Source organism: Sphingobacterium sp. UBA7625, from assembly GCF_002484085.1.
GTDB classification, from domain to species: domain Bacteria; phylum Bacteroidota; class Bacteroidia; order Sphingobacteriales; family Sphingobacteriaceae; genus Sphingobacterium; species Sphingobacterium athyrii.
Window position 1 is genome coordinate 1 of sequence record NZ_DLJD01000056.1, and the last position, 18326, is coordinate 18326.

An 18326-nucleotide genomic window follows, 5' to 3' on the forward strand; every position below is an offset into this window, starting at 1 on the left:
ATGAAGAAGCATTTTGTGCTGCGCTGAGCGAAGCATTGCCAAAAACAGAACTTGCCCCTTATTTTGATGTGTATGGTAAGTATCCCTATAAATACCCGCTACGGGCCAGCGATTATAAATAGTTTATGTTGATTTGATTATACTTATGGTTTCCCGTAACCAACCCACTTTATAAACCACTAGCTTAGCCTTACAAAGTGTGTAATAATCTACATAGTTAATATTGACAAACATATTAATTCAGAATAAATAATTATATTAGGCTTGGGTATTAACCTTGCCAGATTGAAAAGTAGCATGCTGTTATAGTAACCATGGGAAATTCCAATGTTTCAATAGCTGCCAATGTTGTCATCGGCATTAATATATTTATTCAAAGGTAGATAAGTAGGTGCAATAGACCTACTTATCTGAAGCTAAATGGAATAAAAAACCGCTACTACATGACCGATTCACCATTTCAAGGAAAGGCAGACAGAAGTCGATTGTCGCAATAAGATTTTTGTTTCCATGTCAATTATTGGGAGAGATCTGTAGATGCTTAAACTTCCGCAACTCCGTCCCATCTTAATTCGCCGTATTATCTATTTTTTAGGAGTTTCCTATAATTGTTAACCTTTTCTCTATTACTTTCGATAACTTCTTCACTGACAACGTCCGGCCTTTCCTTATGTGCGTTTATTAATAGATTTAGCATTTTAAGCTGATTTTCATACGCCTGTTCAAACTGTCCGGTTTTACCCTGCAGATTTGCAAGGCAATCTAGATAATATGTGTTTTTATCACCATATTTATCAATGATTTCGGCAGCGCGCGTATTGATTCTTTTTGAAATATTTTCTTGCATGGCTATAAACGCCGCCAGAGCAGATGCGTCTTTTTTACTTTCTTTAAGCGTATTATTTAAATAATTCAACACATCTTTCTCCTTAAAAAATGCAATCAGAATTTGGAGTTTACGCTGCTTGTAAACGTAAGACGAGTTGGGCACCTGTGCTGAAAACTTATCCGTTAGCGCGATAGCTTCTTGAAAGTTTTTAGACGCTATGGCATGTTCAATCGCGTTCATGTTATCCTTAAAGCTGTTCGATTCCTTCCGCTCCGCAACGAATTTCTTCTCATACTCCTTTTTGCGCTCAGGGAGGTCATATGAGCCATTCGTTATTTCTTCCAGTATTTTATCCAAAAACATGGGATGACCTATCCAATATACTTTCTTGTCTTTCACCACGATCGTGGCAGGAATTCCATTTATGCCTGCCGCCCACAGCCATTTTTTTTCCATATTTTTTTCATCGTCGTCAACGATAACGGTAAAACGCATTTTGTCATTCATCCTCTCAACAAACTCATTTACTTTCGGTACAGCCACTGAGTAAGGCTGATCGCCGGTCCGTTCCATCACATTGATAGCGATTACATTAACGGCATCGTTATATCTGTCGGCTAACTCGGAAAGATGTGGCATTGCTGCGATGCATGGCACGCACCAAGTGGCCCAAAACTCCAATATGGTTATTTTATCATCTGACAGGCTAACATTATCGCCCTTGAGTACTTTAGCATAGACGAGTGGGGGAGCCGTATCGCCGATACTAAGCCCGATTTTATTGTCCTGTGCATAAGCTGGCATATTAAGAAGAATCACTACCATTAAAAATAGCAATCCCATTCGTTGAAATCGTTTTTCTGTTTTCATTGTATTAATTAATTGCATCGATCATCATTTTTATTTCTTCCTGTATGAATTGACTTCCACCATTGGTACCAGACAGTTTGAAGCGAATCAGGCCATTCTTGTCAATAACATATTTTGTTGGCAGAGCTGTAACTTTAAATGATTCAAGTGCGGTAAATCGCTTGCTTATCTCATCCCTCTTATCCATGAGTACACGAAAAGTATATCTTTTATCATCAATTATTTTTTTTACTGCTGGCCTAGGATCGTCATTTCCCCGCTCGGCGGTATTGATAAAGAGAAATACGATATTCGGATCATTTTTATACTTGTCCAGTGCTGCCTGCATTCCGGGAAATGACTGAAGGCAAGGTTTACACCAAGTAGCCCAAAAATCTAGTATCACAGTTTTTCCTTTAAATGCCGCGAGTGAGACCGGGGTACCATTGATATCGTTGAGAGTGATATTTGGTACATTTTCTGATAGTATCATGCCTTTAAGCATGTGCCTGTATTGATCGAGTAGGCTATTGAGAAAAGCGTTTAGGCATTCGTCATTTGATTCTTTCCCATGCATAAGCCTCTCGCAGATGGTCGGGATGAGATAGTGGGTATATGAGGTATCCGTAATTTTAGCAAAAGTGCTAGTCGCTACGGCACAATCTCTGTTTTCAATCGCTTCAAGGACGAGCATGCCATTGAAACTTGAAAAGTCACGTCCAGGAAAGTCTTTAACTACCTGTTGGTGAAATGCGATCTTTTCCTTGTAAGAACTTAATGATTCAAATCTTTCAACCGCCTTGTTATAGGCGAAATCTCCTTGGGGAAATCTGACGACAGCAATCTGTTTTAGGGAGTCTGCTGTCTGCTGTAGGCTCTTGTAGGTATAATAATTTACAGCGACAATCAGGTCTGACTCTTCTTTGCTATCCATATAACTTTTTAATGCAGATTTAAGTTTGGCATTGTCTTTCTCTTCAAAAAGTGCTTTCAATCGAATTTGGTTTGAGCTTTGTTGTGTGTAGCCATACTTACAAAAAAACAAAATAAGCAAGCCCATCAATATATTTTTCATATTGTTTGTTCAGTTTAAATGAACTGACTACCACCAGGGTAGTCAGCATAACCAATAAATTTTACTATTTAGCAATTACTAGGGGTTGTTTTCCATGCCAGGATTTCGGGCTATTACACCGAGTGGGAACCTAAGTGTTAAGCGTTCTGCCGGTAGTTTTATCGTTTCAACAACTTTCCCTTCTTTTGCACCATACACATAATGCTCATATACTTTATCCTTAAAGAGCGGGTCATTTGACAGCCGGCGCATATCAAACCAACGCCAACCATACAGGGCAAACTCTCGTACACGTTCTTCTACGATAAACTTGATCAGGTTGCTATTGTCCATCGCCGCTACTTTAGCTTCATCTGCCGGCATTCTTTTTTCTCTAAAGGCGATTAATATTGATGTGGCAGCAGCGATATTTCCAGTTCTAGCCTCACACTCTGCCTGCATCANNTCTGGCAGATACACACCCTGTGGTGCTTGTGCCCCAAAGGGACCTATCCTTCGACTCATTCCTTCAATGGGGAATGTTGCTGTACCCAGATACGGGCGTGTACTGAAAGATTTAAGCCGTTGATCATTTTTACTGTATAGTTTAGCAACCCAGGGAGCCAATAACATATTATTCGAACTATTTGTCATAAATGAGGTACTTGTTCTTGCCAGTAGATTTTGATTATTTTGAATACCGGAGGCCACAGTCCATGTTCCTGCGGCATAGGTTTGGTTGTAATTGTATATATAATTTTCAAAGCTTGTAGGCATATGAGACTTCGCCTGTTTAATTAGTGTCAATGCCTGATCATAGCTACCCATAAACCAATAAATCTTCGCCAATGTGAGTTCCGCAGCTGATTTACACATCCTAAGCCTATTGGGTACGTTTACGGGGATTAGAGGTATAGCTTCCTTAAGGTCGTTGATCATATTGTCGTATACCTGTTGCACAGTTGCCCGCATAAAGCTATTTTGTGCCACATCAGCCTGGGTGATTAGTGGAATACCAAGATCTACAGAAGCTGTACTTGAGTGATAAGGCTTTCCATAGTGGTTTATCAGGTAGAGATTGAAGAATGCACGTGATGCTTTTGCTTCAGCTTGAATACTACGCTTACTTTCCTGGGTTCCGCCTTCGCTATCCATCACTTCATTAATAATTTTATTGTAGAGATAGATATTCCGAATCGGTAATAGCAATTCGTCTGCGGTGGCCTCTGGCTCATAAATATCGGCTTGATAGCGAAAGAGTCTTTGCAAAGGTACGGGAGAAGCACCAAAATAAGTGTCCAGTACAGTTGCGTCATCGCCTAGTATTAATGCTGGTGCATCAAAGCCCACGGAGAGTGAATTATAGAGCATGTTTTCATATTCAGTCGTTTTGCTAGCGATTAGGCTCCCTTTGGGTTCGACTTCTAAAAAGCTTTTTCCGCAGGATAAAATGCTTGCGGAAAGTGATAGTAACAAAATATAGTTGATCTGTTTTTTCATAATACGAGACTAATTAAAATGATACGTTTACACCGAATGAAAGACTATTCTGACCAAGTCTGAGTGTCCTGACACCTCCATTATTATTAAAACCCTGAAATTCTGGATCGATACCATATTTGTTGGCTTTCCATACCATGATATTTCCTACCTGTCCAAATATGCGTAGTTCATTACAGTGAATCCGGTCCAGCATAGTTTTGGGTAATCGGTAGCTTAGTGTCAAGTCTCTTATCTTGATAAATGACGCATTGATCACATTGTTATTTCCCAGAATATAATAGTAAACACTCCGTCTGCTCGTAGACACACTTTCAGTCGGTACAAAGGCAGGTATATCTGTTTTCAATTCGTCGCCTGCCACCTTCCATCTGTCTGCAAAATCTCTATGGAAGTTGCTATAACTTGCGTTTACACCTGCATATTTTTGATTAACATCCCTACGGGTTACATGCCCAGCGTTGAATACCATGTTTACTTGTAGATCAAATTCCTTATAGCGAAACATATTGCTAAATCCACCAGACCATTTTGGCTGACTAGTTCCAGTAAAAATGATATCTTCAGCACGCGTCACATACGGTGCAGTGACAAGTGTCCCATCCGCAAGCCTGACCTGCGGGTCACCTATTGTATTGAGCCCAGCGTAATTATAGGCAAACATTGCATAAGCGGCATAGCCCTGCAGATTCTGTTCCATTATTTTCGCATTGCCAGTGGTTACGCTACTCTGGTTGTACGATTTTGTAATCTTATTTTTATTGAAGGCAGCATTGATCAATGTTCTCCAGGTGAAGTCTCTCGTTTTTACGTTGACAGTGTTTAAGGAAAGTTCCACACCACGATTTGTGAGCTCACCAGCGTTCCCCAATACTGTGGGAGAAATTGCTACCGCAAATGGATTTACTAGCATTTGATCCAATAAGCCATCTGTTTTTTTCCAATATGCGTCAAAAGTACCAGATACCCGCTGGTTAAATAAGCGGAAATCCATGCCTATATTTTTCGTTTTTGTGAGCTCCCAAGTCAATGAGCGATTGGCTGGACTATTAATTCTATAGATCACGCCTCCCGGTACGGAATACCCATTGGGAGATAGGGCAAGCAAGATATCACTCGAGGAGGCCGTTCCCGCCGCCGGCGATATTCCTGTAAGGCCATAAGTAGCCCGTAGCCTAACTTCATTAATCCAATCTAGCTCCCTCATCCACTCTTCTTTACTCATATTCCAAAGGGCACCCACGCTATACACCGGTTTATTCTGTGCAGACTTATCCTTACCAAACAAATTTGATTGATCGATACGCCAGCTCGCATTTACACCGTACTTTTCCCGAAAGCTATAGGCCAGGTTGGCGTAGTATGAGATCAGTCGGGTATCGAGCCGCTGTGCACGATAGGTATCCGGATAATAATACCCAGAACCTCCAGTCGAGGGATAAAGCGTCCCAGTCAGATAAGCTGCGGCCAGGCTCTTGTAATCGACCGGCTGTATTGTATATGTTTCATCGTTAAACCCCCGTGTAAGGTTATAAATATTGTCGGTACGCATAGACTGTACTTCATTTCCCGCAAGAAAAGTCAATTGATGAAATTTATCCGCCCAATCTTTGTTGTAAACGAACTGGTTTCTAATCGTCCAGTCCTCCCGGGAACTGTTATCGGTAGTCAATCTTCCACCGGTTTCAGGCAGGTAATAGATAGGAAGGCCGGTGTTGGGATTCACCACCGTATAGCTGAGTACTTCTCGTCGCACATCAAATGCCTGTTGTCCTTCAAATTGCCGGGTATCATTTTTAGCTTTGGTGTAGCTATAGGTTCCCTCATACCGTAGTCCTTTGTAGAGATTGACACGCAGCCCGGCATTTAATCTCACCGCGAGGCCATTTGAATTGGTATAGCCATTGTTTGGCTCATCTAAGGGCACATAACTCATATCTATTTTTCCGCTATTTTCAAGCGCTCTTCTGCGCTCAGCGGTCATGTAACGCCATGAAAGATCTAGGTTATTTCCTGCTTGATCCTGAAAAAGTTGATAAGGATTAAACTTTGCATCAAAAGTCGGGTAAGGTTTGTTACGACCCACGGTATTTGTAATATCCGTGACCAAGTATAGGTTAATATGGGGATTAAATCTAAAATCCTGTCTAATATTAAGTTTGTAGGTATCGGTTGAATTATCCGGTCTATTCCCGTTATTCTTATTGCCCGTATAATTGAAAGAGCCATAGAAAGAATATTTATCAGTACCACCACTGGCTGCTAGCGAATGGTTCGTGACAATATTATTGCGGTAGAAGAGTTCAGAGATTTGATCTGTGTTGCTGATTCTTCCCATGCTATCTAACTTGGCGTCTATCTGCGTCTGCGTCAGTAGGCCACGGCTCAAATCGTATAAAGCCTGTTCGTGCGGCGCCACGATAGGGGAAGTCCCGCCGTTTATTGTTGCCCAGGGTACTATAGTGGCATCAAATGTTTCCCTAGCTGCCTGTATGTAACTTTTACTATCCATGACAGGTAAATAGCTTAAGTCGGGGCGCGCCTGTATACGTACAAATGAATTGTAGTCGATTTTCAATTTGCTAGCTCCTTTTTTACCAGCTTTTGTCGTGATGACGACTACGCCGTTTGCTGCACGTGCTCCCCAAATTGATGATGCAGTAGCATCTTTCAATACATTGACATCAAGCACATCATTCGGGTTTATCAGTTCGATGTCTTCATAGGGTACGCCATCTACAACAAACAGTGGGGATCTACTCGTTGTAGAGACCCCATATCCACCGATATTGACCGTACTTCCGACCGTACTCAATCCACGAATCTGAAACGGATCAGCTCCAGGAGCATTATTTACGGTGAGTCCCGGAATCAGACCGTCAAGCCGTTGGATCACATTCATGGAGCCTACGCGATCATTATAAATTTCCATGTCAGGTTTTGCGACCGAACCGGCGCTTCGTTCACGATCAAGACTTTGGTATCCTGTATTGACCGAAATTTTCACCTCTTCGAGACTGTTAATGAGCGGATTTAGCTGCACTATGAGCTGGTTTCCCATCAACATTTTTGCTGTAACGGTGATCTGTTTACTTTTGTACCCCATATAAGTAAATACAATCACATCACCCTCATAGGCCTGAATGGAAAAACTACCGTCCCGTTTAGTTGCATAAGATTCGGGTCTATTGGTCAATATTAAGCTAGCGCCGGGCAGCGGACCTCCTATGGAATCCAATACTGTTCCTGACAGATTTTTATCCTGTGACTTTTGACTTTCACCCTGGATTTTCTGCATATGATCATTTGGTCTTTCGGACAGAAATATCGTCTTATTACCAAGACGGTAGCCTATGGCTTGTTGCTCGAAGATCTGTTTGAGCAATTGTTCCAGAGGCATATTGTTTGCGGTGACTGAGACCGGCTTAGCTTTTTCCAATAATTTGAGATTGCCGAATACCGCATAACCAGTTTGTTTTTTTATTGCGGAGAATACCTCTTTCATCGGCATGTTCCTTGCATTAAGCGATATCTGCTGGCTGAAAGCAGATGATATACTCAACATGAGGGCAGGAGTGAGGACCACGCGCCTGATAAGGGAGTTGGTTCGTTTACTCCCGAGCCAGTCAGAGAGGTTTAGATGATTACCTTTTCTAAGATAATTTTGCATATTTTTGATAATAATTAGGTTAGTAAAAATGTGTGAGCATTCTTATTGACGCCTATTTGCTGCCGGAAGTGTTCGCGCACTTCCGGTTTTTGACGTATTAAGCTTAGGATTAAGTATTTATCTTTCTACAGTGATCAACCTCCTTTCTTTATCCAATTTAAGTTTAACCCCCGATTCCTGTAGTGCACGTATGACGTCGTCAAGGCTTTCATTACGGTTAATTTCTCCAAAAAAGTCGATTTTGGGCAATGGCCCTTTATAATCAACGCCAATGTTATACCAGCGCTGGATCTCGCGCATGATTTCGGGTAGGGTGGAGCCCTCAAAATTAAAAAGGCCATTTTTCCATGCTATTGCCTGTTGGGGGTCAATATTGCTGACGATCGTCATATTTTTTTTCGCCCTGTTAACCCTTGCCTGTGCTCCGGGTATTAGGGCCATGGATCTACCATCCAAATGTACATTGACCCGACCTTCAATCAGTGTCGTCTTCCAGGTATCTTCATCGGCGTATGTGTTTAAGTTGAATTTGGTACCGGTTACTTCGATCTTTAAACCATTCGGAGCCTCCACGATAAAAGGTTTATTTTTATCTTTCATGACTTCAAAATAGACCTCGCCGATAATTTTTACATTTCTTGTCGATCCCCGAAAGTCGGAAGGAAAGCTAATGGAGCTATTGGCATTAAGCCATACCCCGGTGCCATCAGCCAATGTCATCTGGTAGTGTCTTCCTGAAGTCGTTGAGATACTATTGATTACGTTTTGGTTGTCCGATTGTCTATAAGCCAATTGTCCATTTACAACCTCTGCCACTGAACCATTTCCAAGCTTTATGACGCCGTTTTTTATCGTATCCAGCAAGACCTTCTTACCATCCGATAAAGTTAGAAGTGCACCTTTCATAGCTGGGGCAATCTCCGTCTTTGTATTCACAGTATACTTCTTTTCCTGCTTATTATTAAGGTAGATTATGATAGCGCTTGTAAATACAACAATACATGCTGCTGCCCATTTCACAAGTTGAGGTGTTAATTTTTTGATGGCTGGCTTTGGAGCAATTACATAATTATTTTCAAATTGTTTCCAGGCGTTATCCGCATTAAAATTTTGATATATTGCTAAATCGTTGGAAAGATTTTCCTGCTTTTTGGTTCTTTCAATGATAATCCTGTTATATGGATTTTCGTTTAACCAATTATCCAGTTCCTGGCGCTGCTTATTGGTTAGACCATTTTGGAGGTCAAGCCAAATAAGGTGGGCTATATAGTCAGGTAAATGTTCCATTGCTGTCTGTTTATGAGTAAGACGTAACAATGTCGAAAACAACCAAAAGAAATTTACTTTTTATTCGATTTTGTTATGATCATGCAAATAGGCTGATCAATGTAAATGTATACTTTTACTGGCTAATTGGATTAGGACGATATATAAAAGGTTTGGATCTATTTTTAATTTTAAGATATCAATAGCTCTTGTTTTCTGATTACGTACAGACTGTACCGAGAGCTTTAGCCTTTCGGCCACCTGCTGTGTGGACTGCCCCTCTAGAAACAACATTTTAAAGATCAGCTGGCATTGTGGAGGCAATAGCTCTATTTGCTCATAGACTTTTTTCAACAATTGAGCGTAAACTGCCTCGGCTTCCAACACTTCATTTATGTCAAGTTCTGCCACCTCAGCAATACCCTCCACGAAAAGCTGCTTTTTACCCTTTCTTAGCAGATCAATTCCCGCATTTCTCACAGACGCATACAAAAAGCTTGATATATTCTTAATTTCTTTTGGTTGATCCTTTCTCTGCCATATTTTCGCAAATACATCCATGACGAGGTCTTCAGCTTCAGTAGGGCTTCCTAATATTTTGCTAGCAAAAAAACAAAGCGCAGGATAATAGGTTGCAAAAACAGATTTAAAAGCCGCTTTATCACCACTGGAAAATTTGTAAATCAAATTTTCATCCTCAAAATTAGCATCATCTATCACTTTGCCGAATATGATTTTGTAGAAATTAATTGTTGGATTGTTGTACTTATTTGTTGTTGTGTTTTTAATAGGTTCAAAAGCCTTTCTGGAACTATATGTCGATTGTTCGTTTACAACGACAAATTTAATATCCCGAATTAAAAAAACAAATTTATTTTTTATGAAACGGACGGAATTCCATCTTATCGTCCCATAGCTGAATTTTTATATGCCTGCTAAAACTATATCAAAAGCTGATATTTCTATACAAACTGCACATCTAAGTCAAACCAGATAGTATATAAATTTATAAATTTGTATTTTATCAGCATGCCGATATAATGCATTATTAAGCAACGGAATTATTCAAAGCATTACTTTATGTCTCTATCAGGTCACAATAATATCAATACGATAATTAAAGGAGACAGTTTACTCCGATTTATCAGTCTTAAGAATTTTAGGATCTGGCGGCATTTGATCGCTAATGCCATATTGTTGACCTTATTTATCATTGTAAAGACACCGGGTGAGTATATGGGCATTTATGATAATTTGGATTGGATTTTTGGATTTTGGATTATCGTGGGATTGTTCTATAGCAATTTGTACCTGCTCATACCAAAGATTTTGTTCAGGGGCAATCTCATCATATACCTTCTCAGCTTATTGTTTTGTATTGCATTGGCTGGTTTAATATCCTATTTTTTTCACGAGTTTTTTATAGATCAATATCGTTTAAAACCATTGACAGAGGCCAATCACCCCCTTAACTTCGTTGGCGCTGCTGTCTTTGTCTTCCTTCCATTTATCGGTCTTTCCACTTTTATTAAATTCTTTCAGAAATGGAATTCGGATAATGAAAAAATGCACTATTTGGAAATTAAGGCGATGGAAAGCGAGCTAGAGGCACTTCGAAATCAGATACAGCCCCACTTTTTATTTAATATGCTCAACAGTATCAAAGTTCTCATAAAGCGCGAACCTGACAAAGCAGAACAGATCACCTTAAAGCTGTCGGGATTTCTGAGACATTTGTTATACGAAAATAGCTCAAATAAAGTTTATTTATCATCAGAAATACGCTTTTTAGATGACTATTTAAGTTTAGAAAAAATGCGCCGCGATCATTTTGACTATACGTTCCGATATATGGAGAAAGATACCAAGGGGATTCAGCTACCACCAAATATTTTGTTGAGTTTGATAGAAAACGCTGTAAAACATAGCTCAGATCCACAGGATGCTTCATATGTAGATATCGATATCCGTATTAAGAATGCACAGCTCTGTTTCCTTGTCACCAATTCTATTCCAAAGTTGCGCACTCCGCCGAGGAAAGACGGTGGGATCGGGTTATCCAATATCCAAAGGCGACTTGAGCTGATTTATGGAGATAATTACTATTTCAACTCCATGGAAAATGCTGAAAAATATATAGCAACCCTAAAGCTACCCATATGAATTGTATTATAATAGATGATGAGCCTGTAGCACGCTTAGGAATGGAAGACCTTATTGCCACAAGTCAAAACTTACATCTGCTAAAGACATTTAAAAGCAGTGTAGGAGTGAATCAATATCTAAAAGAAAACCACGTAGATCTCGTATTTTTAGATATCGAAATGCCCGGCATCAATGGACTGGAACTTGCCGCTACGATTCCCGACAATACCCTAGTTATTTTCACCACTGCTTACTCGCAATATGCGCTTGATAGTTACGAAGTCGAGGCAATTGATTACCTGGTTAAGCCGATTGCTTTAGATCGTTTCGAAAGAGCAGTTCAAAAAGCTGAGAACTATAGACGGATGCTGTTGAATTATAAAGCCAGTGTCGAAAGTACTTCCCATGATTATATCATGGTCCGTGTTGATCGCATGAATCATAAAATATTTTACCGAGATATTATTTACATCGAAGCATTGAAGGATTACGTTATCATCTACACCAGAAAGGACAAATACATTACTTGGATGAACCTGAAGACGATTCATTCAAAACTTCCGCAGCATCAGTTTTTAAGAGTAAGTAAACGCAATGTAGTCAATCGCAATGAGATCGTTTCTTTCGATAATAATATGATTATCACTGCGGATGCGGAGATAGCAATCGGACGGGCATTTCGTGAGGATATACTTCCAAAGTTATAGGTGGATATTATAGCGATTTAAGAATATTATCAGATTTAGAGGATATCCCCATATCTGAAATTCATTTGCTGATTTTTTTGTATAGTCAATATTACGTTTTGTATAGTTTCGAATTTTGCTGGAATACTATTAATTAATTTCGTTCCAATGACACTTAAAAAGAAAATGTACATGAGAACGATATCCGATATAATTCTTATAATATTCACTGTATTACAAACCAAAGCCCAATTGCATCTAGGGACAAAAGCTGGGGCCAATATGACAAAGATCGCGGGAGCGTCATTTGATGAAAATTATAAGCTAGGCTATCAATTAAGAGGGGCATTAATTGTAAAATTAAAACATGAATAGTATGATTAAAAGAATCGTTTTGCCTGTTATAGTGCTTATTTCAAGTATTTTTATTGTTAGTTGCTTCGGCCCTGGTGTTCAGAAAGGATATCAAAATCAAGTAGGAGCAAAGGTGGGGATGGAAAGTAAATACACATCATTTGAGAATTCAGAAGTGAAGAGCAAAGAGATACAAGTCAATGAGACTTCTTTTAACACCGTGAAGATATGGTATCCCTTAGAACTGGAGACTTCTAACAAGCAATATCCTGTCGTGGTGTTTGCCAATGGTACCGGTGTTATTAGCGCTGCGTATGAAGAAGTTTTTAAACACTTGGCTTCATGGGGATTTGTTGCAGTAGGAAATGATGATAAAAATTCGTGGAATGGAAAGTCCACTTCTAAATCATTAGATCTCCTTCTGTCGGAAAATAATAAAAGAAACAGCATTTTTTACAAAAAAATAAATACAAAACAGATCGGTGTTTCTGGGCATTCTCAGGGTGGTGTGGCAGTTATTAATGCTATTACAATACAGCCCAACAGCGGTATGTTCCGGTCGGCATTCGGAGCCAGCACCACAAAACATGAATTGTCAATGGTGTTGCAGTGGCCATACGATGTTAGCAAAATCAGGGTGCCGTACTTTGCTGTAGCTGGAACCGGTGCATCAGATGCCGGTGATGGTAAAGATAAAAATTCAGGGATCGCCCCGCTCTGGTCATTAATTGACAACTTCAATAGGATGCCCGGCAATACGCCAAGCATCCTTGCAAGACGCCGAAATGCTTTCCATGGACATATGTTGTATAAGGCAGATGGGTATATGACAGCATGGTTCCTATACACCCTGACCGGTGACAGCGAGGCTAAAAAAGTATTTGTCGGCACTGACGCAGAGATCAGGCATAATAGCAATTGGCAGGACGTTGAGATGAGAAATATACGCTAAGCTGGCGCGATCTTGGAAATTGAGTTAAAAAGTTAAATAAACAAAATAAATTAAAAATGGATATCTCTAAAAAACGGATTTATATTCTGATTGACATCGCTGTTATCGCCTTTATATTAGGTCGTCTGGCAGCTCGTGCCAGTATAAAGCCGATCTCCGCATTTAAATGGATCAATCAAAATTCAGTACCAACGGTGTGTGCATATGGTGTCTATGACAAAATCTGTCCTTTTAATTCCGTTAAACATCTGATAAAAGCGCTAAAGGATCATCACGTACCACACGAATATATCGAATTTCCACATTCTGGACACGCCTTGCAAAATGACGATAAAAAATACATCACCTATATGCAGAAAGTTGAAGAATATTTAAATGCCTACATGCCATTGAATAGCTAGATCTATAGGCATTGTTTTTCAACTACAGTGGAAAATCATATAAACCATAAACGGAATTATGGCTATTGTTTGGTAGGAATAAATCCCGATAGGATGTTATGGATTGAAAAAGGAGCGTAAATCTCGTTCGACTTACGCTCCCTAATACCTAGATAATGTTATTATTATGGAAGAGCTTCAATTACTGAACTGAAGCAATTTCCGCATGTCCGGCATATGCACCTTTGATCGAATATTCAGTCTTTACTACACCAACATCAGGGTTGTACCATTCTACAGCATCAACATTAAACGGGATATTTATAAAAGCAACTTTGAGTCCCAATGAAAATTTATAGCTCAGTTTTGTGCAATCCCAAGTTCCACCTTTTACTGTTACTTTCTCTTTGCCGATCACCTTACGATCAGTTATTTTAACAGACACTGTTGCTTTTTTCCCATCCGGTGTCGTTCCTGTCTGTTCAAAAGTTACATCGTTGTTGATTTTTTGTCCTGCTTGCATATTAGCTGGATAAATAATTATCGCAGGCCTTTTAGTCTTTGTATCGACAGCGTCGTTTGTCCATGTCGCTTCGCCATTTTCGAAATGATAAGTCTGAAGATTATTCTCAGTAACGTTCCCTTTTTCAGTCGTTACCGATCTGACCTTTGATGTTTTACCACTTACAGATTCCACCGTTAGCACTTTAGTTTTGTTTTGCACTTTGTTTGCATCAAATTCAACCATATCTATTCGCGTACCTTTTTTCAATAGACGGGACTCTACGGTTTGGGCAAAGGCGTTGTGCCCTGCTATGATAAGAGCAAGCAATACTAGATTCTTAGTTTGTTCAATCATGATAAATGTTATTAGTTTACGAATAATGATACGAAGGTAAATGGTTCTTTTATTGACATAAAAAATACTATACCAATTATCAATGTTTCTATACGTAACTAAATATGCTATATTGATTGAGCCGCTTTTGGATGAGAAGGTAGATTTAGTCCGTCTGTTAAAAATGATCATTATTCATGACCTTGTTGAAGCAGAAGCGGGAGACGTCTCCGTATTGGATCAGATCCGCAATCCGGAGATCAGAAAGATCAAACAGCAAAACGAAGAACAGGCCATTCTCAAGATCAGTCAAATGCTGGCAACAAGTAATGGACAAGAGATATAAAAAAACTCATAGTTTGGCTGTTATCAAATCCTACTAAATAGCGTTTTCAAATCATGATTGTATAATAATTTCCAATTATCAATCTTCGCAATTTTCCCTCATTTTTGACGTAATTCCATTCCTCTTTTTCCGTTATAATCATTCTTAAATGCTAATTGCAGTTTAATATAATATTTTTGGGGCAAATTATCTCCTCCATAAAATATTGTCTCGTCATTTTCCTCAATCCGAAATTCCTAGTGGTATGGTGTGTGACCGCCTGACACTTCATAGGTTATTTCATCTGTTATTTTACCAAAATTGTCATTCAGCCTTATAACATTGGTTAGTCGTGCTAATTCTTTCACAATTTTATAGTTATATGAAGGGTTGTCCCACTGTGTCAGGGCGAAATCCAATTCACGATTTTGTATGTAAATGCTAGCATTTGGAAAATTGACTCTAAAACTATTATTTTTAAAATGTCCAATACCCCCAATATGGTCTTTGTGTAAATGTGAAATCAATATTTTTGTAATCTGCGTTGGGAGGACATTTTCTTTTGCCAAAGATTTGTATATTAAAGGCTCACTATTTTGAGTAAATCCTAATCCTGTATCCAACAAAATATTAGCTTTAAGCATAGCTAATTACAGTTTCAAACATATGTTACGACTTTGTAAGGACAGGATAAGTCTCATTTCCATTTTTCAAAAACCTAAAAAACATCCAACGATTATTCTCTCCTGTTTAACGACAGTATTTGCCTCTTTAATGGATTGCTCTTAGGACTTAGGCATTAGCTTTATAAATTTACATCAGTAAAACAATAACAACCTTTAAAAAAAATATTATGGAAATCATTCAGACACCAGAAAACGCATTGTCACATTCAGCAGTAACAGCAATCATCAATGCCCCAATTGAAAAAGTAAATATAGCAGACTGGTTATTGAACCTACCTGACGCAGAATACCAAAGATGCTCTACCCAACATATCGGCGCGGCGATTTCTACGACATTTGACGGAGAACCGGTATCACTTAATGTGGAAACGATAGGAGACGCATTGATGGTACAGCATTATGTAGCTGTGGTACACGAGCCTGATTACTGTCGTATGCTTTCTATTTCGGATTCGATCACTAAGGGAGGTCGTACAAAAGTTCAGGTACTTTGGGAGCTTAAAGCAACTAAGATTGATGAGAATACCTGTCTTTATACAAATGAGATCCATGCGACCGCTACTCCCGAGATGCTGGCTTATATCAAAGAAAACGGAATCAATCTTTCCGACGCGGCAGCAGCGAGACAGGCGGCTTCAGATGCGCACAACCATGAGGAAACACCAAATTTCGCGAAAAGTATCGAAAACAAAGCCCTTATTGGAAAATACAATCAACCTTTTTAACAGCTAATTGGCGTAACCCGTGCTTGCGCCCTATAAAATCTCTTTAAAAATGGAAGCGACATTATTTAAACGCCTTATTGGTACCTGGGTATTAGTGGAACTAATAGAAGTTACGATCGAAAGTGGGGATATTTCATATCCCATGGGTAAATCACCTAAAGGACTTCTCATGTATAACCAAGACGGCTATATGTCCGCGCAGATCATGAATCCTGACCGAAAAAACTTTGAAAATGAACATTGGACAGGAGCTACTGCCGATGAATATATGCAGGAAGGTTCTACCTATCTGGCCTATTCGGGACCTTTCACTGCTGATGAAGTTAAGCAGACATTGAGCCATACGATGTTTATTTCTCTTTTTCCAAACTGGACAGGTCAAACACAAAATAGAGTCATACATTTTGAGAATGAATATCTATTGTTGGAAAGTGGCAAGCCTTTCCTTTCAGAAGGGAAAGAAGTTGTGCATAAACTTAAATGGGAAAGATCTGAAAATCTAAAAACAAAAAATTGATTGATATGAAAGCGGTTGTAATAACAAGCTACGGTGGCCCTGAGGTACTGCAGCTGAGAGAATTTGAAACTCCGATAGCCACAGTGGACGAGGTTCTGATCGAAGTAAAAGCAGCAGGACTAAACAGGTCCGATATTTTTCAGAGAGAGGGCAATTATCCAGCGCCCGCCGGTGTGCCATCGGACATACTAGGTCTGGAAGTAGCAGGCGTGATCGTAGATTGTGGTCCAGATGTGGTAAACTTTAAAGTAGGTGATAAAGTTTGCGCCTTACTTGCTGGCGGCGGTTATGCTGAATTTGTAAGTGTACGTGAAGGACAATGCCTTGAAATACCCGCGGGTATTTCCTATGCCGAGGCCGCAAGTTTACCGGAGACAGTTTTTACCGTGTGGTCAAATGTCTTTCAGAGAGCTTCATTAAAGCCTCATGAAACTCTTTTGATACACGGAGGAAACAGCGGAATTGGTATTACGGGCATTCAGTTGGCACATGCGCTTGGATCGCGCGTTATTGTCACCGTGGGATCTGATGAGAAAGGTCAGCATTGCATTGAACTGGGAGCAGATTTTTATATCAACTATCAAAAGCAGGATTTTGAAAAAGAGCTTCAGCAGGAGGGTGTTGACGTTATCCTGGATATGATCGGAGGAGATTATGTTCGAAAAAACATCAATATCCTTAACCCCGAAGGAAGACTGGTTTATATCAATGCTGTCTCAGGCAGTCATGTGGACCTGGATATCTGGCAGATGATGATCAAGCGCTTAACTATCACGGGAAGTACATTAAGAAGCCGTGAGTATGAATTTAAAAAATATTTAACGGCTGAAGTTAAGAAAAACGTTTGGCCGTTGCTTGAATCAAAAAAAATCAAACCGGTCATTTTTCAGACATTTCCCTTTAGTGAAGCTATTCAAGCACATAAGCTGTTAGAAGAAGGGACGCACACAGGTAAAATTATTCTTGTTCGATAGCCCAGGTCATTTACATTAGAAAAATAACACTAAAAACATTCATATTATGAAAGCAAACATTGGAATAAACGAAGCAAGCACAGATGCTGTTGCTGTACAATTGGCAAAATTATTGGCTGATGAAACTGTCCTTTATATCAAGACCCGAAATGCACACTGGAACGTTACGGGAGACAATTTTCACGCAAACCACATATTCTTTGAGGAGCAGTACAAGCAGTTGGACGAACTTATTGATAGCGTTGCAGAACGCCTTCGAAAAATCGGGCATTATGCACCAGCAACCCTGAAGAGCTACCTGGAACTGACTCGCCTTACCGAGTATAGTGACAGGACGAATGATGGCCTTGGCTACATGAAAGACCTGCTGACAGACCACGAAAGTATCATTGAATTTTTACGCGGAAATATTACGCCTTTTGCAGAGTCATATAAAGACTACGGAACCAGTGACTTTATCACTGGACTGATGGAAACTCATGAACAGATGGCATGGATGATCCGTTCTTATTTTAGATAGGAGCTATTGGTGAGCGATAAAAAAAGAAAGTAATAAGTATATTTGTCATATTAACA

The 18326-nt window shown here is 39.6% G+C and carries 17 protein-coding genes; 9 read left to right on the top strand and 8 right to left on the bottom strand.

Annotation, left to right across the window (positions count from 1 at the left end):
- Positions 1-580 precede the first annotated feature (580 nt).
- From B4G94_RS23570 to B4G94_RS23595, 6 genes are all read right to left on the bottom strand, one after another.
- Positions 581-1699: a TlpA family protein disulfide reductase gene (locus B4G94_RS23570; protein WP_286862406.1), complete on the bottom strand. Its 1119-nt coding sequence runs from the start codon at positions 1697-1699 to the stop codon at positions 581-583.
- A 4-nt stretch (positions 1700-1703) separates the two neighbouring features.
- A complete protein-coding gene (locus B4G94_RS23575) occupies positions 1704-2753 on the bottom strand; it encodes a TlpA family protein disulfide reductase (protein ID WP_286862407.1) in 1050 nt (349 codons plus the stop codon).
- 78 nt (positions 2754-2831) lie between these two features.
- On the bottom strand, positions 2832-4232 hold the full coding sequence (locus B4G94_RS23580; protein WP_286862409.1) for a RagB/SusD family nutrient uptake outer membrane protein: 1401 nt from the start codon (positions 4230-4232) through the stop codon (positions 2832-2834).
- Positions 4233-4245: 13 nt separating this feature from the next.
- Positions 4246-7902, bottom strand: a complete 3657-nt coding sequence (locus B4G94_RS23585; RefSeq protein ID WP_286862410.1) for a SusC/RagA family TonB-linked outer membrane protein — start codon at positions 7900-7902, stop codon at positions 4246-4248.
- 117 nt (positions 7903-8019) lie between these two features.
- Positions 8020-9189 (bottom strand): FecR family protein, encoded by a 1170-nt coding sequence (locus tag B4G94_RS23590; RefSeq protein WP_286862412.1) that lies wholly within the window; start codon positions 9187-9189, stop codon positions 8020-8022.
- Between the two features lie 96 nt (positions 9190-9285).
- A complete protein-coding gene (locus tag B4G94_RS23595; RefSeq protein WP_286862414.1) occupies positions 9286-9855 on the bottom strand; it encodes an RNA polymerase sigma-70 factor in 570 nt (189 codons plus the stop codon).
- A 393-nt stretch (positions 9856-10248) separates the two neighbouring features.
- Between B4G94_RS23595 and B4G94_RS23600 the strand changes: the two genes are divergently transcribed.
- From B4G94_RS23600 to B4G94_RS23615, 4 genes are all read left to right on the top strand, one after another.
- A complete protein-coding gene (locus B4G94_RS23600; protein ID WP_286862415.1) occupies positions 10249-11331 on the top strand; it encodes a sensor histidine kinase in 1083 nt (360 codons plus the stop codon).
- Positions 11328-12020, top strand: a complete 693-nt coding sequence (locus B4G94_RS23605; protein WP_286862416.1) for a LytR/AlgR family response regulator transcription factor — start codon at positions 11328-11330, stop codon at positions 12018-12020. The genes B4G94_RS23600 and B4G94_RS23605 overlap by 4 nt, the downstream gene beginning before the upstream one ends.
- Before the next feature lie 355 nt (positions 12021-12375).
- Positions 12376-13305, top strand: coding sequence for a chlorophyllase/cutinase-like alpha/beta fold protein (locus B4G94_RS23610; RefSeq protein WP_286862417.1), 930 nt, complete (start codon positions 12376-12378; stop codon positions 13303-13305).
- A gap of 56 nt (positions 13306-13361) precedes the next feature.
- Positions 13362-13706 (top strand): alpha/beta hydrolase family protein, encoded by a 345-nt coding sequence (locus tag B4G94_RS23615; RefSeq protein WP_286862419.1) that lies wholly within the window; start codon positions 13362-13364, stop codon positions 13704-13706.
- 181 nt (positions 13707-13887) lie between these two features.
- On the opposite strand, the gene B4G94_RS23620 is transcribed toward B4G94_RS23615, so the two are convergent.
- A complete protein-coding gene (locus tag B4G94_RS23620; RefSeq protein WP_286862420.1) occupies positions 13888-14544 on the bottom strand; it encodes a hypothetical protein in 657 nt (218 codons plus the stop codon).
- Positions 14545-14626: 82 nt separating this feature from the next.
- On the opposite strand from B4G94_RS23620, the gene B4G94_RS23625 reads away from it, so the two are divergent.
- Entirely contained in the window at positions 14627-14869 is a 243-nt protein-coding gene (locus tag B4G94_RS23625; RefSeq protein WP_286862422.1) for an HD domain-containing protein, read from the top strand.
- Positions 14870-15105: 236 nt separating this feature from the next.
- On the opposite strand, the gene B4G94_RS23630 is transcribed toward B4G94_RS23625, so the two are convergent.
- Entirely contained in the window at positions 15106-15492 is a 387-nt protein-coding gene (locus tag B4G94_RS23630; protein WP_286862424.1) for an MBL fold metallo-hydrolase, read from the bottom strand.
- Between the two features lie 209 nt (positions 15493-15701).
- Here B4G94_RS23630 and B4G94_RS23635 point away from each other — a divergent pair, with 209 nt between their 5' ends.
- The 4 genes from B4G94_RS23635 to B4G94_RS23650 are packed head-to-tail and all read left to right on the top strand — an operon-like array spanning position 15702 to position 18270.
- Positions 15702-16259 (top strand): hypothetical protein, encoded by a 558-nt coding sequence (locus B4G94_RS23635; protein WP_286862425.1) that lies wholly within the window; start codon positions 15702-15704, stop codon positions 16257-16259.
- A 49-nt stretch (positions 16260-16308) separates the two neighbouring features.
- The gene (locus B4G94_RS23640; protein WP_286862426.1) at positions 16309-16776 is read left to right on the top strand and encodes a lipocalin-like domain-containing protein; all 468 of its coding nucleotides are present in this window, start codon (positions 16309-16311) and stop codon (positions 16774-16776) included.
- Between the two features lie 5 nt (positions 16777-16781).
- Entirely contained in the window at positions 16782-17750 is a 969-nt protein-coding gene (locus tag B4G94_RS23645; protein WP_286862428.1) for an NAD(P)H-quinone oxidoreductase, read from the top strand.
- Positions 17751-17796: 46 nt separating this feature from the next.
- Positions 17797-18270 (top strand): Dps family protein, encoded by a 474-nt coding sequence (locus tag B4G94_RS23650; RefSeq protein ID WP_286862430.1) that lies wholly within the window; start codon positions 17797-17799, stop codon positions 18268-18270.
- Positions 18271-18326: the final 56 nt, after the last annotated feature.

Bases quoted from the DNA above. Each gene is read 5' to 3' on its own strand.
- B4G94_RS23570 (WP_286862406.1), bottom strand. From the start codon at position 1,699: ATGAAAACAGAAAAACGATTTCAACGAATGGGATTGCTATTTTTAATG.
- B4G94_RS23575 (WP_286862407.1), bottom strand. From the start codon at position 2,753: ATGAAAAATATATTGATGGGCTTGCTTATTTTGTTTTTTTGTAAGTAT.
- B4G94_RS23585 (WP_286862410.1), bottom strand. From the start codon at position 7,902: ATGCAAAATTATCTTAGAAAAGGTAATCATCTAAACCTCTCTGACTGG.
- B4G94_RS23590 (WP_286862412.1), bottom strand. From the start codon at position 9,189: ATGGAACATTTACCTGACTATATAGCCCACCTTATTTGGCTTGACCTC.
- B4G94_RS23600 (WP_286862415.1), top strand. From the start codon at position 10,249: ATGTCTCTATCAGGTCACAATAATATCAATACGATAATTAAAGGAGAC.
- B4G94_RS23605 (WP_286862416.1), top strand. From the start codon at position 11,328: ATGAATTGTATTATAATAGATGATGAGCCTGTAGCACGCTTAGGAATG.
- B4G94_RS23610 (WP_286862417.1), top strand. From the start codon at position 12,376: ATGATTAAAAGAATCGTTTTGCCTGTTATAGTGCTTATTTCAAGTATT.
- B4G94_RS23615 (WP_286862419.1), top strand. From the start codon at position 13,362: ATGGATATCTCTAAAAAACGGATTTATATTCTGATTGACATCGCTGTT.
- B4G94_RS23620 (WP_286862420.1), bottom strand. From the start codon at position 14,544: ATGATTGAACAAACTAAGAATCTAGTATTGCTTGCTCTTATCATAGCA.
- B4G94_RS23625 (WP_286862422.1), top strand. From the start codon at position 14,627: ATGTTTCTATACGTAACTAAATATGCTATATTGATTGAGCCGCTTTTG.
- B4G94_RS23630 (WP_286862424.1), bottom strand. From the start codon at position 15,492: ATGCTTAAAGCTAATATTTTGTTGGATACAGGATTAGGATTTACTCAA.
- B4G94_RS23635 (WP_286862425.1), top strand. From the start codon at position 15,702: ATGGAAATCATTCAGACACCAGAAAACGCATTGTCACATTCAGCAGTA.
- B4G94_RS23640 (WP_286862426.1), top strand. From the start codon at position 16,309: ATGGAAGCGACATTATTTAAACGCCTTATTGGTACCTGGGTATTAGTG.
- B4G94_RS23645 (WP_286862428.1), top strand. From the start codon at position 16,782: ATGAAAGCGGTTGTAATAACAAGCTACGGTGGCCCTGAGGTACTGCAG.
- B4G94_RS23650 (WP_286862430.1), top strand. From the start codon at position 17,797: ATGAAAGCAAACATTGGAATAAACGAAGCAAGCACAGATGCTGTTGCT.